General features: G+C 61.3%; 16 protein-coding genes and 1 tRNA gene. 1 reads left to right on the top strand and 16 read right to left on the bottom strand.

The features are described from left to right. Nucleotides 1-124 precede the first annotated feature (124 nt). From O7B34_RS13590 to O7B34_RS13580, 3 genes are all read right to left on the bottom strand, one after another. A complete protein-coding gene (locus O7B34_RS13590) occupies nucleotides 125-433 on the bottom strand; it encodes a phage tail assembly protein (RefSeq protein WP_337146525.1) in 309 nt (102 codons plus the stop codon). 14 nt (nucleotides 434-447) lie between these two features. Next, nucleotides 448-951: a phage major tail tube protein gene (locus O7B34_RS13585; protein WP_337146524.1), complete on the bottom strand. Its 504-nt coding sequence runs from the start codon at nucleotides 949-951 to the stop codon at nucleotides 448-450. A gap of 73 nt (nucleotides 952-1,024) precedes the next feature. Further along, a complete protein-coding gene (locus O7B34_RS13580; protein ID WP_337146523.1) occupies nucleotides 1,025-2,461 on the bottom strand; it encodes a phage tail sheath subtilisin-like domain-containing protein in 1,437 nt (478 codons plus the stop codon). A gap of 161 nt (nucleotides 2,462-2,622) precedes the next feature. Here O7B34_RS13580 and O7B34_RS13575 point away from each other — a divergent pair, with 161 nt between their 5' ends. Next, nucleotides 2,623-3,738 (top strand): acyltransferase family protein, encoded by a 1,116-nt coding sequence (locus O7B34_RS13575; protein WP_337146522.1) that lies wholly within the window; start codon nucleotides 2,623-2,625, stop codon nucleotides 3,736-3,738. Nucleotides 3,739-4,006: 268 nt separating this feature from the next. On the opposite strand, the gene O7B34_RS13570 is transcribed toward O7B34_RS13575, so the two are convergent. The 13 genes from O7B34_RS13570 to O7B34_RS13510 form a co-directional block, all read right to left on the bottom strand. Further along, nucleotides 4,007-5,383: a pyocin knob domain-containing protein gene (locus O7B34_RS13570; RefSeq protein WP_337146521.1), complete on the bottom strand. Its 1,377-nt coding sequence runs from the start codon at nucleotides 5,381-5,383 to the stop codon at nucleotides 4,007-4,009. Nucleotides 5,384-5,454: 71 nt separating this feature from the next. Further along, entirely contained in the window at nucleotides 5,455-8,742 is a 3,288-nt protein-coding gene (locus tag O7B34_RS13565) for a DUF4815 domain-containing protein (protein WP_337146520.1), read from the bottom strand. 7 nt (nucleotides 8,743-8,749) lie between these two features. Further along, nucleotides 8,750-9,871, bottom strand: a complete 1,122-nt coding sequence (locus tag O7B34_RS13560; RefSeq protein WP_337146787.1) for a phage tail protein — start codon at nucleotides 9,869-9,871, stop codon at nucleotides 8,750-8,752. Continuing rightward, nucleotides 9,871-10,731: a baseplate assembly protein gene (locus tag O7B34_RS13555; RefSeq protein WP_337146519.1), complete on the bottom strand. Its 861-nt coding sequence runs from the start codon at nucleotides 10,729-10,731 to the stop codon at nucleotides 9,871-9,873. Before O7B34_RS13555 ends, O7B34_RS13560 begins: the two co-directional genes overlap by 1 nt. Before the next feature lie 12 nt (nucleotides 10,732-10,743). Continuing rightward, nucleotides 10,744-11,109 carry a GPW/gp25 family protein gene (locus O7B34_RS13550; protein WP_337146518.1) on the bottom strand — a complete coding sequence of 122 codons (366 nt, stop codon included), beginning with the start codon at nucleotides 11,107-11,109 and terminating at the stop codon, nucleotides 10,744-10,746. Next, on the bottom strand, nucleotides 11,102-11,302 hold the full coding sequence (locus O7B34_RS13545; protein WP_337146517.1) for a hypothetical protein: 201 nt from the start codon (nucleotides 11,300-11,302) through the stop codon (nucleotides 11,102-11,104). The genes O7B34_RS13550 and O7B34_RS13545 overlap by 8 nt, the downstream gene beginning before the upstream one ends. Nucleotides 11,303-11,317: 15 nt before the next feature. Further along, nucleotides 11,318-11,878 (bottom strand): phage baseplate assembly protein V, encoded by a 561-nt coding sequence (locus O7B34_RS13540; protein WP_337146516.1) that lies wholly within the window; start codon nucleotides 11,876-11,878, stop codon nucleotides 11,318-11,320. Beyond that, nucleotides 11,875-12,399, bottom strand: a complete 525-nt coding sequence (locus O7B34_RS13535) for a hypothetical protein (RefSeq protein WP_337146515.1) — start codon at nucleotides 12,397-12,399, stop codon at nucleotides 11,875-11,877. The genes O7B34_RS13540 and O7B34_RS13535 overlap by 4 nt, the downstream gene beginning before the upstream one ends. Continuing rightward, nucleotides 12,396-12,824: a phage virion morphogenesis protein gene (locus tag O7B34_RS13530; protein ID WP_337146514.1), complete on the bottom strand. Its 429-nt coding sequence runs from the start codon at nucleotides 12,822-12,824 to the stop codon at nucleotides 12,396-12,398. The genes O7B34_RS13535 and O7B34_RS13530 overlap by 4 nt, the downstream gene beginning before the upstream one ends. Further along, the gene (locus tag O7B34_RS13525) at nucleotides 12,824-13,228 is read right to left on the bottom strand and encodes a gp436 family protein (protein ID WP_337146513.1); all 405 of its coding nucleotides are present in this window, start codon (nucleotides 13,226-13,228) and stop codon (nucleotides 12,824-12,826) included. Before O7B34_RS13525 ends, O7B34_RS13530 begins: the two co-directional genes overlap by 1 nt. A 15-nt stretch (nucleotides 13,229-13,243) precedes the next feature. Further along, nucleotides 13,244-13,320: transfer RNA gene (locus O7B34_RS13520), tRNA-Met, on the bottom strand. 5 nt (nucleotides 13,321-13,325) lie between these two features. Beyond that, nucleotides 13,326-13,763, bottom strand: coding sequence for a peptidase S14 (locus O7B34_RS13515; protein WP_337146512.1), 438 nt, complete (start codon nucleotides 13,761-13,763; stop codon nucleotides 13,326-13,328). 9 nt (nucleotides 13,764-13,772) lie between these two features. Then, nucleotides 13,773-14,060 carry a hypothetical protein gene (locus O7B34_RS13510; RefSeq protein ID WP_337146511.1) on the bottom strand — a complete coding sequence of 96 codons (288 nt, stop codon included), beginning with the start codon at nucleotides 14,058-14,060 and terminating at the stop codon, nucleotides 13,773-13,775. Nucleotides 14,061-14,103: the final 43 nt, after the last annotated feature.

The raw sequence follows: 14,103 nt of genomic DNA, 5'->3' as shown, positions 1-14,103 counted from the left end.
CGTCCAAAGCCGCCATGTCAGCCGCCTGTCATCTGTTCGGCTATCCGAAACCATTCGTCGATGTCGGATAGCGTCATGTCCAAAGCGGCCGGGAGCGACGTGTTGAACGCCCTGCAAACAACCGCTACTTTGAAGCGCCACCCGTCGGTTGTGGCGGCGTCAGCTTGGGAAAAAAATCGGCGGCAAACTCCGAAGCCGCCTCATAGTCGACGGCGTCGAGTTCGCCAGCGACTTCGACCGAAATGTCGCCAAGGGCCGCGATGATCGCGACGTTGGCGGCGCTAAGGCCGTGCTTGGCGGCCTTCTCGATCGCGATCAAGTCCTTCGCCTTCGGGCGGCGGAACGTGATCGAGGCGAGTTGCGAACCGGCCGGCTCCCCTGGCTTTGAAGGCAGGGGAACCGGATGCTGCAAGGTGTAGGTTTTCGTTTCCACGCGGCGTTACTCCCTTAGCTCAACAGAGCGGCGCGGATCGCGCCCGTCTGCGATTTGCCGCCGACGATGACTTCGAAGTCGTCGATCTCGATCAGCGTCTCGCCGTCGACTTCGATTTTGCAGTAGTTCACGTCGACCGTGTAATCGGTCGAAGAGAGGTCGCCCGGCTTCCAAGCGCCCGCGTCGGGCTTGGTCAGCGTGCCGCGCATGAAGACGATCGCCGAATGGGTCGTGTCATCTTCGTCGACCAACGCGCCAGTGACCATGAAGTCCTTCTCGCCATTGAGGGCGAAGAGCTTGATGGTCTGCGGGTCGAAGGCGGTCATCTTGAAGGACATTTCCAGGCCTTCGAAGCCGAGGCCGACCTTGCGCGGCTTGATCATGCCGGCGTTGCGCACTTCGCCGGTGACGCGGGCCGGAACGGGGATAGTGATTTCCGAGGCCTGCCCGATCTTGTTCACCCTGTCGGCGAAGACCGTGCAGTTACGGAGGATATAGCGGGGAAGTTCGCTCGGCATTGTGATTGCTCCAGTTCAAAAAAAGAGGACGCCCGAAGGCGTCCCGATTGAGGTTGATTGATGCGGCCTAGAATTAGGCCGTGGTCAAGCTGCCGTTGTTCACTTCCTTCAGAACCTGCTCCAGCAGGAGGTCGTAATAGGCGATGTTCCGGTAGGTCTTGATCCGAATGTCTTCCATCGGCGCTGGCGGCTCGAACTCGACGGAGATCGTCGGGCTTCCCGAAGCCAGATTGGCGGCCGGATTGTCGTCGGCGCGGATGAAGCAACGGCCGCCGAGGATAGCGCCCTCATTCTTCATCGACCGGAGGAAGGTGTTACCGCTCTCCAGCATGAACTTCAGGTTCGCCTTCGAAAACGGCTTGTCGACGAATTCGAGGTAGGCATCGGCTAGCGCCCGGTTGATCACGTCGGCCGTGCGGCGAACCGCTTCGAACTTCCAAAGATCGTCGCCGGTGGCAACGCGGTTGCCCCAGGTGCGAAGGCCTTCGCCGTTCACGTTGATGACCGTGTTCACGGCACGCTCATTGAGATAGTTCGCCTGCGCGCCGTAGGCGATCGGGCGAGCCATGCCGACGATGCCGAAAACCGGCTTGTTCGAAACCGACCACCAAAAGCCGAAGTCGCGATCGGTACGGGTCCGGACGCCGACAAGGAACGGCGCGAAGGGCTTCGACACGTTGGCCGCCGCGACCTTGTCGTAGACCAGAACTTTCGGGTCCGCGATATAGATACGCTGCGAATTGACCTGGCCCCTGAAGGCCACGGCGTCGGCGTCGGTCGTGTTCGGGCCGTCGATGTAGGCGATTGCCTTCAACTGGTCGACAAGGCCAGTCAGTTCGGCCGTGATCGGATCAATGGCGTTGCCAGTCGTCGCCGTGGCCGCCGCATTCGCGCCGTCGCCGGTGATGGTGACAGCCGGGACTGCCGTGTAGCCCTTGCCGGGCCGCGTGACCTTGATCGCGGTGATAGCGCCAGCCACGATCACGGCTTCGCCGAGAGCGGTCACGCCGCCAGCAGGAGCCGCCGCAAAGGCGACAGTCGCGGCGGTGTAGCCAGTGCCGGGCGTGTCGACTGCAACGCTGGTCACGCCATTGGTGATGACGGAGCCGGAATAGCCCGCGACCACGACGTTAACCGGGGCGATGCCGAGCATCGGCTCCGCCTTCATGCCAGCCCAAACGCCGGTCATGGCGGTTCGGTCGCCGATAATATTGGCGAGGGTCGCCGGAGCGTCGACGCCTTCCTCGACGCGCACGACGAGGATGTAGGGACCATCCTGCTTGAAGATGGCGTCCAGGGCGTCGGGGAGCGTGCCAGTGTCGCCCAACTGGTCGGCCATGGTCGGCAGGCCGGGAATGAGAACCGGCATGTTGACGGGGAATAGGGCTTCGTCCGCATCCGGCGCGGTCCCGACAAGCAGGATGACGCGGGTCTGATTGGTGCGGATAAGGATCGGCGTCTCCCCGCTTTCGAAGACGCGGGTGCCGTGGTGAAAAGCGAGGTCTGCCATTTGATGTATCTCCAGAACGAAAAAAGCCGCCAGAAATGGCGGCGGAAAGGCTGATTTGGCGGTCTTTTGGGGACTGCATTAAGCCCTACCATACGACCGCTGTATTGACAACCTAATTTGTTACACCTAAGCCCAAATTCCGCTGATGTTAGGGTAAGATTTTGACGCAACCACCGCTCACTCACGGCGCAAACAACTTCGACTTTTTACGAGTTGTGGCGGCGCTGCTTGTCTTGGTAAGCCACACGTTCGCCCTTACAGGGCAGCCGGAACCTTCGCCGGTATCCTTCCAAAGCTTGGGCGGCCTTGGTGTGCTGATATTCTTTGTGATCAGCGGGTATCTGGTCGCCTCAAGTTGGGATCGCGACCCTCACGCCTTTCGGTTTGCCGCCCGCCGTTTCCTGCGCATTTGGCCGGCATGGATAGTGGTCACGATCCTGTCGGCATTGGTATTGGGGCCGGCCGTCAGCACTCTGCCGGCCGGCGAGTATTTCGCGAACTCCGAGACATGGAAGTACTTCACGCAACTGGTTTTCGTGGAGCAGTTCCATCTTCCGGGCGTTTTTGAGAACAATCCATTTCCCCGAGCGGTAAACGGGTCGCTTTGGACGCTTCCGATTGAAGCCCGTATGTACGCCCTTCTGCTCATTGCTGGATTGGCGACTTTGCTACGGTGGCGATGGGTATGCCTTGCAGCAATCCTCGCCCTGGCGGCCTACATCTTTTTCTTCCAACACGTTGAGACGGACCACAAATTCGTCAAAGAGTTCGGCGTCTTTTTTGGCGCGGGAACATGCGCTTATTTGTTTCGCGATCTATGGCAGTCTCGCGTGTCCTTTGTCTTGGCGGTTCTGTTGCTTGTGGCTCTTGTCCTTTGGCTGACGGGATATCAGTACGCAGGACTATTCATGGCGGGGCCGCTCGCCCTGCTGGCATGTGGCCTAAAATCTTGGCCTGTCATCAACCGCTTTGGCCGGTTCGGCGACATTTCGTATGGTCTCTATATCTACGCCTTCCCAGTACAGCAGACGGTTGTGCAGGTGACGGGCAATGGCCTGTCGCCGATTGCAATCGGCATGATTTCGCTGATCATTACCTGCATTCTGGCTTTCTTATCATGCCATCTAATTGAGCGGCCCGCGATGAAATTCAAGGCCGATCATGCTGGAGCGAGGATGGTCGCCGGGTCCAAATCCAAGGCGACTACAAACGCTACGGCGTCGGGGTCGTCACTGAACACGGCGGGATGGTCAGGGGCGAACCAGCGGGCGAAATAGATTGGGTTGGCCGTCAGAGCAGCAAACGCGCTTCCCATCTTCCCGGCGTCGATGATGCGTTGCATCACCGTTGATTTGGCGATCATTGCGCGCTCTGCCGGCGGCTCGATATAGTTCGAAATGTTGCCCCCGCTTAGGACAGAGCCGTAAAGCGCAGCAGTGGCGTCGTCTTCCGGCGATAGCGTCGTTGGTATCCAGCCAAGTACCGGATGTTCGATCTCGCAATCGATTGTGCCTAACGCGTTGTAACGTGGGTTTTGGTAGTTCATCATGCCACCCTCAAGAAAAGTGTTGCCGCCAGAGTGCTGCTACCGGACGCGGCATACCCCATCGCCTTCCATGTCCCTGCGGGGGCTGTCCCCGATGGCGACATGGCTGGTTGAGAAGTATCGCCCGCGTACCTCAAGTTTGATCCGGCGTAGTTGCTTCCAAAAGTGAAAGTAGTGTTGTTCGCGGCGCTGCACAGCCAGGCGTACGTGCCGAGTCCACCAAGCGGTTGCGCAGCATTCCCCGACGTGATCCCCCACTGTGCCCACGCTTGACCGCGAGTTTCGATCTGGGCGGAAATGGTAGCTTGCGTCCAGCCGCCAACGGAGTACACGTTGAAATTGGCCGGGTTGTAGACGTACATATTTGCGCCGTCTTCGCCGCCCCACACCCAAGACGGCTGGCCGCCCTGTCCTGACCAATTGAAGGTCATAGCGGAGCCGGTGCCGCTTTGCAGCAAGGTGTTGGCGGCAGTGGCCCTTGCGGCGGTGCCGCCAATGCCGAGATAGCGGGCGTCCAGTTCGGCGATGTTGTCCAAGACCCGGAACCACCCGGTCCACGCACTGTTCGTTTGATAGCGGCGGTAGTGCTTGCTGTCCGCCGCCGTCATGGAGGTGAACGCGAAAATATCCTGTTGGTGCCAAATGTTGTTATGCTGGATTGTCTGCCCGAACCACCAGCCGGTATCCGGTGCGTTGGCGACATTGCTGCCCATATACCAGCCGTTATCGATGGCCGCATTCCAGTCGGTGATGGTCTGACAGACCGTTCCGAGCCGGGTAGTACCGGGAATGTCGGCGAGGGTGATCGCAAGCGCGGTCTTCAGCGCGGCGGCCGAAATAACCCCCTGAAGGCCGGCGACGCTGACGACTTGATCGGTGTTGTCGATCTTGTCCCAAGACGCGCCGTTAGAGACAATCCAGTCGCCGATTTGCCAATCGGTGACGCCGCTAACGTTGGTCGCGCCAGCCGTGGCTACCTTGTAATACTGCCCCTTATTCGCGGAAGAGGCCGCCGGGATGGTCGGCGTATTGGTGTTGGCATTCCACGTCCCCTGGTAGGACATGGCCCCGAACAGCGCGGAAGGCAGTTGCCCGGCAGGAACCTTGCCGGTCGCGTCAAGGGCCGCGTACCCGTTGGCGTTGCCCTTCTCGCTTTCGTCTTGCTTGCTGTCGAGCGCGGCCTGAAGGCCGGCTGTGTCGGAAATGACGTGTTGATGCACCAATAGCGCCCGGTTGGCGATCGATACGAGAATGGCCGCGACATCAACGTCGATCGCGGAAAGCGCCGAGATCAGGCGAAGCACGTCGTCGGCAAGTTGGTTGCCTTCGTCGGGAAGCTGATAGCCCCGGTTGGAAGTCGTGTTGGTTACGGTCATGTGATCCTCGCGGCCAAAAGAGATCGCGCCGGCGTTTCCGCCAGCGCGAATTCAGGTCAGTTTTTGTGTGTTTACGGCGTCGAGATCGCGCGGAAATCGTATGCCATCGGTCGCGCCGCCGGGGTTCCCGTCAGGGTAATCCGGATGCGCCCGACAGGGTTCGCGTTGAAGCCCGTCACGCTGTATTTCCGTTCAACCCATCCGGCTTCCTGAAGCGGCGTCTGCACCGTTTGAGGAACCGCTGTCCAAACGTCGTTGGCCGGGTCGACATCCATTGCGATGGTCGCCCCGGTCGGGATTTTGGTCTTCAGATAGGACAGAATGTCGATGCCGGTCCCCATGTCGAACGCGCGGCTCACATAGGTTCCCGTCGTCTGCAACTGCCCCTCGATCGCGATGATGACCGGGAACACAACCGGCGAAACCCTGGCGGAGCCTGTCAGCACCGCGCGAAGCTGGACGTTGCCGGTATAGAAGGCCTGCAATTCCCAAGCCTGCCCCGGATTGAGCAAGGTGATCGAGCCGTCGTCGAGTTCGACTTCGAAATGCATCGAAGCCGCCGCCGTCGGCAACTCGACCTCCGCCCGAAGCAAGAGATCGCTCATGTTCGTGACCGCGATCGTCCCAATCGTGACCGTCTTCGTCGTCGGGGCGAACTTGGCTGCAATCAATTGGAAGCACACGTCTTCCGATTGGTGAGCCGTCCAAGTCACGGCGTTCGACGACGACAGCATCACGCCGACGGAGTACGGTTGAGCCGCCACCGGCGTTTGCGTCTCGATGTCGAAGTCGCCGATCTTGGCCGTAGAGATCGAGTGGTTTGCATCGTTGGTTTTGACAACGAAGGCATACTCGACGCCGCCCGCCAGCCAGATCGGATAAGGGAACCGGATTTCGGTCCACTGTCCGATAACCGCCGCGTTCATGTTGTAGAACGCTTGCGCGATCACGTTGACGGTCGGAATGCCGTTCGCCACTTCGACCAGTTCGACCACGATAGGCTTGTCCGGGTCGCCGATCAGGCAGACCTTCAGATTGACGCCGGCAATGTGCCGGCCCTCGATCAGAGTGAACGTCTGCGCAAGCGGGTCGGATCGGCTTCCGCCGTTGCCGCCTCTGTCGCTGGGCCGAGGAACCCAAACGGGAGGCTGGCCGGGAACCTCGACAAGGATGGGCGGCGGCGTTTCGCGCGGAGCCGTGACAGACGTTTCCTGCACCGTGGTTGTTATGACCCGGCGAAGCGTCTCGATGTCGATCGTCCCTTGCCCGACAAAGATCGCCGCCGCATTGGAGCCGCCCGCGCCGATGGCGACCAAGCCCTTCGAACCGGCCGGCACGTTGGCCGGAATATTGAAGGTTCCCACGATCTCGCCGTCGGCATCGGCCGAAACGCCAGCCGGCGTCACGTCGATCCCGTCGAAGTGGAGAGACAGAAGCGTCTCGCCGGCAAAGAAGCCCTTGATCGAGAATTCGAGCGGGATTTGCCGGAGATAGGTGAGTGTTTCTTCCGTGGTCGTGCTTGTGACCGTTTCCTTTTTCGTGGTCGTGGTCGTGGTCGTGGTGCGACCGGAAGTCGAGCTTGCCGTCGTCACCACAACCGGAGACGACAGGGCCGCCGCGCTATCCGACGCCCATTGGGTTGCGCTCTCCGTCCAATAGTCGACCGGCGGATTGATCGACATCGACGCCGGCATCGGCGTGAAGTTCTGATACGGATTGATCTTCATGCAGGACGTGGCGAGCGGTTGCTCGATCGCAACCTCTTCCGTCCAGTTCAACAGCGTGACGCCGGGGAGGTTCGCAGAGTGGAACGTCGGCGCGATGGCAAGCCGCAAGAGGCCGCCGAACACCGCCGCTGTCTGCGGCTCCCCATCGTCGCGGTAGCGATCGGACGTGAACGGGTCGACGAAGACGCCGTTTTTCGCGATAGGTTCCCGGCTGTCAATGTCCCGCTGGAGCCTTTCGAGCGCGATCAGGTCGAGCGCGCCCACAAGGCTGTTGTACATGCGGTCGATCTTGTCCATCGTGTAGGCCCGCACGCCGATGTTTGTCACATTGGGGGCTCCGGTCCAGACGTTCTCGATCAGACCCAAGGGAAGCACGTCCGCCGGGACTTTCGGCGGCAATGGGTTGGTGCGGCTGGAAACGCCCTTCAGGTAAACCGACAGGCCGTCGCTGTCCAAGCCGATCACGTCGACACGCGGAAGCTTGAAGTCATAGTCGACTTGGATTTGGCCGCCATTGACGCCGCCCGCAACCGTGATCGAGGTTGCGGTGATGTCGGTCGCCGCGACGATGCCGAGGTAGCGGTATTTTACCGTATAGCTCGACCCGGTTGCCGGCTCCGCGCCGCCGGGGGACCAAGACACAAGGTCGCCGGACTTCAGGTAGCTTGTGGTTGCGACGTAAGTCGTCGCGCCTTGCTTGACCTCCAGGATGGATGTGACGCCGGTATTCGACAGCGCGTCCGTACCGTTCGGAGTGCCGCCGCGCGTGATCGTGTCGGTGACTTCCTTCTCGACCATCACTTGCCGGATAGTGGCAATGGGGCCGTGGTTGAGCGCGACGATCGTCGGGTTCGCGCCGAAGGTATGGACCTCGACCGGGATGCGGAAGAGATCGAAAGTTTCCAGTTCGCGATGGCGGAGGGCGGCATAGCGCGTGCGCTTCGCGCCCTTGATGTTGGCGACGCCTTCAGAGATCGAGAAGACTTGGTCCGTGCCGTCCTTGCCGAGGGGCGAGACGACGCAACCGGTCACGATGTAGTTGCCGTTTGCATCGAAGTCATAGACTTGAAGCTGCGCATTGATGCCGGACAGGTTCGGCGGAGGCGTCTGGTCGATAGCGACGCCATCCTTCATGAGATAGACGGCGTAGAGATCGCCCTCCACACCATCGCCAGAGAAACCCCAAGAAAGCGCCATCACGACGCGAGCCGCGCCCTTCTCGCCTTCCGAAACCGTGCCGGGCATGAGGCCGAGCAAAGCCGGCTCTTCCAATTCCGTGACGTAGGTTTCAGACACTCGCACGCCGATATGAACGGCTCCAGTCATCGGGACCGAAGCCAGCACGGCGGCCGGGGCAGGAAGGACGCGGCCGTTGACATACAAACGGCCGGCCGTGAGCGTGACGCTACCCGCGTCCGCATCAATGATGATGTCGCCGCCTTCGATGCGGTCGCCATCGCGGGCCACAAGGTCGCCCACGGAACGAAGCTTGCGCTGGAGGATGGATTGAGCCTCGACAAGCTCCGCCGCCTGCCCTACGTGGCCCTCGCGGGTCAGGACGCTATCCCAAAGCGGGAAAGCAACCGAACGATCGTAAGCGCCGGTCAGGTTCGATTTATGCTCATAAGCCATGATTGCCTCAAACGATCTTCAAGAGGGTGCGAAAGCGTTCGCGTGATGTTTTGCCGAAGGTGGACGGATCGATAGCGAAGCCGCCGACGATCGCGCCTCCGGTGATGCCTGCGCCTTCAAGCCATTGGATGCCGGCGGGATGCGTACCGACAGGCGAGCCGCCGAGCGTGATGCTCCAAGAATACGCGACCTCGCCATCGCCCTCGCCGAAGTCGGTCATGGCTTCGGCATAGATATTCGCGCCGGCCGTGCTGGCGGCGATGTAGGTTTGGCCGCCGGCCTCATAGTAGCCGTCGAAGGAAAAATCGACGGGGCGATAGACCCGCGCCTTGCGGAAGCCGATCGGCGTCCCGTCTTGGCGATAGATGCCTATCCAGCATGACTTCGTCATGAGGGCCGTCGCAATGACTTGCGCCCGCGACGCTGCACCATCCGAAACCCATTTCAGGCCCGGCGTGGTCCAAGGGAATGGACCCCAAATAATCGAGCCCTCTTCCACCGGCGCGACCCACGCGCCTAGAGCGGTTAGCTCCGCTTCGGTGAATTCGTGATTGCCCGCGTCAAAGGTCCGACCGAAGGACCACTTGACGCCGCCTTCATGAAGGAAGACGCCGGAGTTATCGCCCCAAATCGCATTCCCCCAGGACGAATAGCTCCAGTCGGTTTCGCGCACGTTGTAGCCGCGCCAGGCCCGGTAGAATTCCGAGCGAACCGGGTCCGACAGCCGCACAACCGCCTCGATCGTGCCGAGGTCGATTTCGTTGTCGCGAAAGCGGTCCAGCTCCAGTTCGTAAAGATGCCAGCGCGTGCGCCGCACTGGAGCCTCGTAGAGCGTGTCGAAAGCGTAGCCGACCCAAGTCAGGCTTTCGGCGATGCCTTGCGGCGTCCCCTTCACCCTTTGCCAGCGCAAGCCGTATTCGATGGTCGAGGCGAGATCGGGCAGATATTGCGAGATCGTGCCGAGGCCATACTCGACGACAAGCCAAGGCAGGATCGAGGGTTGAACCGTCTCCAGCTTGAACGAATGCAATTCCGCCGCGCCTGGAGCCAGCACAGGGAAGCGATCGAGCGTTTCCGAGACGGCGGTTTCGAATGGCGAAGCGTTCGCCGGGAGAAGGTGTTGCACCATTACCGATCGCGCCCCTTGAAGGTGAGCGCCACGGTCCCGACCTTGACCGCCGAATTGTCGTCGACCACTACGTCGGCGACAGGCGACAGGAGGGAAACCTTTTCGACGCCCGGTTGATGAAGCTTGGCGATCAGCCAAGAGCGGGTCACGTTGAAGCCAAGGCCGCCCTCCGCCGCCAGCGCGGCGCGGAGCGTGGCCTCCAGATTGTCGAAGACCGTCATCGGCGCACCCGGCAGAAGCCAGATGTCAGCCGTTACGTCGACCGTCGCGCTGGTCGCCGAGACGACAGTCACGCGATCAGAGATCACGCGCACGCTGTCTTTCTGGACCTCGCCGTCCACGGCCGCGAGCAAGGCCGCATCCGGTTCGCCGAAGTTGTCGGTCGCCAGAACAGCGATGCGGAGGTCGGGGCCGGTCCCCACGCGATAAACCGATACGTCGCGCACCCGAACGCTCGACCGAAGCGCGGCGGTTCGATACCAGTCGGAAGGGCCGGCAGGCGAGCGGCCGGCAATCGCGATGATCACGCGCTTGCGCAAAGCATCGTCGCTTTCGCCAGTCAGACGGACAACGTCATAGAACGCGGCCAGATGGTCGAGATCGGTCCCGCCCGCGAACGCGACAAGGTTCGCCTTGGCCGCATCATTGATGCGAGCGCGGAGGAAGACCTCGCGATAAGCGGCGGCCTCCAGAACGATCTTGACCGGGTCCGTTTCGAGGCCGCCCACGTCATAGGCGATGCCGGCGGCAGTGAAGCGCGCGTTCGCATCGGTCATGAGATCAGCGAGGATTGCCTCGTAGCTGATTTCTTCGATGATCGCGGGGCGACCAAGCAATGCAATTTCGGCTTCAGTGACCATAGCGGACCCGCCTTAGAATGTGATTTCAGCAAGCCGCGCGGAGCCGTCGGAAAAGTCGCCAAGATGGCCGCGCGGATAGTAGGTTCCGGAGAGCAAGAACGTGATCGCTCCACTCGCCCCGGCGGCGTCGATGTTGACGGTTTCGAGCCGGTAGCGCGGTTCCCATTTGGCGAGGGCGTCCGCGACCGCCGAGTAAGCGGCCAGCACAACGCGATCGTTCATCGGGGCGTCGATCAGAGACATGAGCCGCGAGCCGAAGTCGCGACGCATGACGCGCGAACCGATCGGCGTCGTGAGGATGACCTCGATCGACTGCTTGACGTGTTCCCATCCCGTCAGGATGCCGCCCGTCTGGCGATCGACGCCAAGACTACTCATCGGCCGCCTCTTTGCGGCGGGCCTTGGCCGGCTTGGCGTCCGCCGCGACCGTAGGCTCGACGAAGAGCGTGAGGTTGTCGCCGTAGGGCGCGACCAGATACCGGGCGGCGCGCTCATGATAAGTGACCGTCTCGCCTTCCTTGCGGTAGACGTTGTCGATGAACCCGTCGTGATTGACAGTGTATTTCGGCATAGGATGCTCCCTTGATTAGACCGGCACGTCCGTATCGGACCCGCCCGGCTCGACGCCGCCGTGAAGGTGTGTGTCGCCGACTTCCTTGGCATTGTGCCGAAGGCTCTCGCCGTTCACCTGAAGCTTGCTGTCAAGCGTGGTTTGCGTCGCCCCAACCTTGAAATTGGAGCATGTGATTTTCAGTTCGCCGCCCGACACCGCGACGCGCACGCCGCCATTGTCGATCAGAACGAATTCATCCCCGGCCTTGGATGGCCGAGGGTTTTGGTTGGACGGGATCGATTGCTCAATCACGCCATCGGCAAGGTCGCCCGTCTCACTGGAGATCGTGACTTGCTGGCCGACGGAGGGCGGGAAATGCGTCTTGGCAAGACCGGCGGCTTGCTCCGCCCAAGGAACCCAGGGCGACAGGAACGGCTTGCCGTTTGAACCCTTTGCCAGTAGCTCGATCCGAGCGAGACCCTTAGCCGCATCGACCTCGACAACCTTCCCGGTGCGTTTCGAAGCTCGATCGCGCCTTTCCAGATCCTTTATGCGGTTTGCGAGGCCGATGATGATGTCGGAAAGTTCCGTCATTCGGGCCTCGTCGCATCGGCCGGCTGATATCCGCCGTTTGGAACATCGGGGAGCGGCGGCTCGACGGAGGTCGCGGTGCCGACGATGATGGCTTGCTCCCAACCGACGCCCCAAACGGAAAGGCCACGGCCAAGCGTCTTGTCGGAGTTGTAGTTGATGATCGAAATCCCATCCGGGTCCGACCTGGCAGTCGCCACGCCGTCTACCCTGAAGCGGTTCTCGTGGATGATGCCGACCACAGCTTCGGCGATCGAGGCCGCCGTCGTGTCGACCGTCTTCCCGCGATCTTCGCAGATGACGGCGACCGCGACCGCAACATGAAGCTTAAGGCGGCCGTCAGACAGCTTTTGCGTGACGCCGTTGCCGGTGACAGCGACCAGCGCGCCAGGCGTCTTGATGCTAAGTCGCCCCTTGTCGCCTTCGTCGAATTCATTGGCGTAAGCGCGGACTTCCTTCAGCGCATCAATGCGCGCGTCGATCTCCGCGACGACAGCATTCCAGAACTTGACAAGGTTGCTCATCCGACTACCGCCTTAATGAATTTCACGAGCGTTCCCTCGATCTCCGTGAGGTTCGCGGCGGACGCGCCAAGCCAGGGGCGGGCAACCATTTTCTTGGTGCCGAATTGGTGGTAGCGGCCGTAGGCGACGCCAGAGCCGACCGTGACAGCGTCGCCGGCCACGAAGTTCGCGATCGAACCCATGAGGCGGCCAGTTCGAACAAGGATGCCGCGACCCTTTTGCGACTTGCCGCCAGCATAAGAGGCCGACCAGGGTGCCCAAGGCACTCCGTCGGGCGAAACCTTCTCGCCGAAGCGGCGTTTCGTCTGGCGCTCCGCCATGCCGCCCACGGCGCGGAGCAAGCGGTTCCTGAAGGAAGCTTTCGCCAGCGCCGCGAAGACCTTGTCAACGTCCGACTTGTCGAAAGTGATGACGACTTCAGCCACTAGCCACGCTCCCACGTATAGAAGCCGGCCGCGAAGTCGGGATCGGTTTGCTCTTCCTGATCGGCAGGGACGCCGATCGTCGCGAGGCCCTTCGCGATCTTCGTCAAGAGCGACACCGCGTCCTCGTAGCGCGTCCGATGTTCATCGGTGCGGGGCCCCGCCTTCAGGGCGAGCCGGTAGAGCGTGATGTCGACGCAAAGGCGCTCCAGTGTCGGCGTCACAACCGACACCGGCAGGGGATACTTGACGCCGATATAGCTGTCGATTTCAGCCGAAGCATTTGCGAGGCCAGCGGTCACGCCGGCTTCGTCAAGCTGGCCGGGGTTCGCTTCATCTTCAGCGACGCGCAAAAGTTCGTCTGCGCCATAAAGCTTGGTGATGTCTTCCTTCGTCGCGTAAGCCATGGCATCACCTTGAATTGGTTGCGGGAGCGGGATTTGAACCCGCGCGCTCCGGTGCATGAAACCGGCGGGCTACCAGACTGCCCCATCCCGCGTTAAGTCAGTCGAGCAAGGTCAGCCGGCAGATTTCTGCCTTCGTCCAAGCATCGCATTCGATGGCAACTTCGACCGCGCGAACCGCGTCCGCGCCCATCACCATCGCGGCGTAGGCGTATTGCTCGCCGGAGCCGGTCGAGAAGAATTCGCCCTTCAACGGGCCGGTGAAGCCGGGGCCATTGTTGTAAAACCAGACGGTTCCGTCCGGCTTGACCAAGAGCGCCTTGCAGTCGAATTCCGCCTCAAGGTCCGCCTCGACGCCGGTCTTCTCGACAGCGCGGCGGAAGCTCTCCGGAAGACCGGGGATGCTGGCCGACACGCCGAGAAGCGACCCATCCGACAGGCGACGAAGCTTGGACTTCGTGCCGATCGGATGCTTGTCGCCCGCATAGGCGCGGCTATCGGCGGCCATGACGCCGTCACGATAAACGATTGTTGTCATGGCCTGATTTTAGGCCGTCTTGCCGAGCGCTTCGTCGGCTTTGGCTTCCAGAACCGCGACGATGTCGGCCTTTTTGGTGGCCTCGCCGAGGTCGACGTTGAATTCGGCCGCGACAGCCTTCAGTTCGGCGACGCTCATTTCCGCGAACGCCTTCGGCTCTCCGGTCTTCGGTTCGGCCGCCGGCTTGGCCTTCGGCGACTTGGCTTCGAAGCCGTTGCCGATTGCCTTCTCATGGCCTTTGGAGCCAGGCTCGACGTGGATGGTCGCCTCGCCGTTGGTCATTTCGATCAGTTTCATTTTGCTTCTCTCCGGGTAGCAAAAAAAGGACGGGCGAGGTTTC

The sequence above is a fragment of the Mesorhizobium sp. Cs1299R1N3 genome, assembly GCF_037179625.1.
GTDB classification, from domain to species: Bacteria; Pseudomonadota; Alphaproteobacteria; order Rhizobiales; family Rhizobiaceae; genus Mesorhizobium; species Mesorhizobium salmacidum.
Note: the sequence above shows the minus strand (reverse complement) of the source record. Positions and strands in the feature narration are given on the sequence as shown.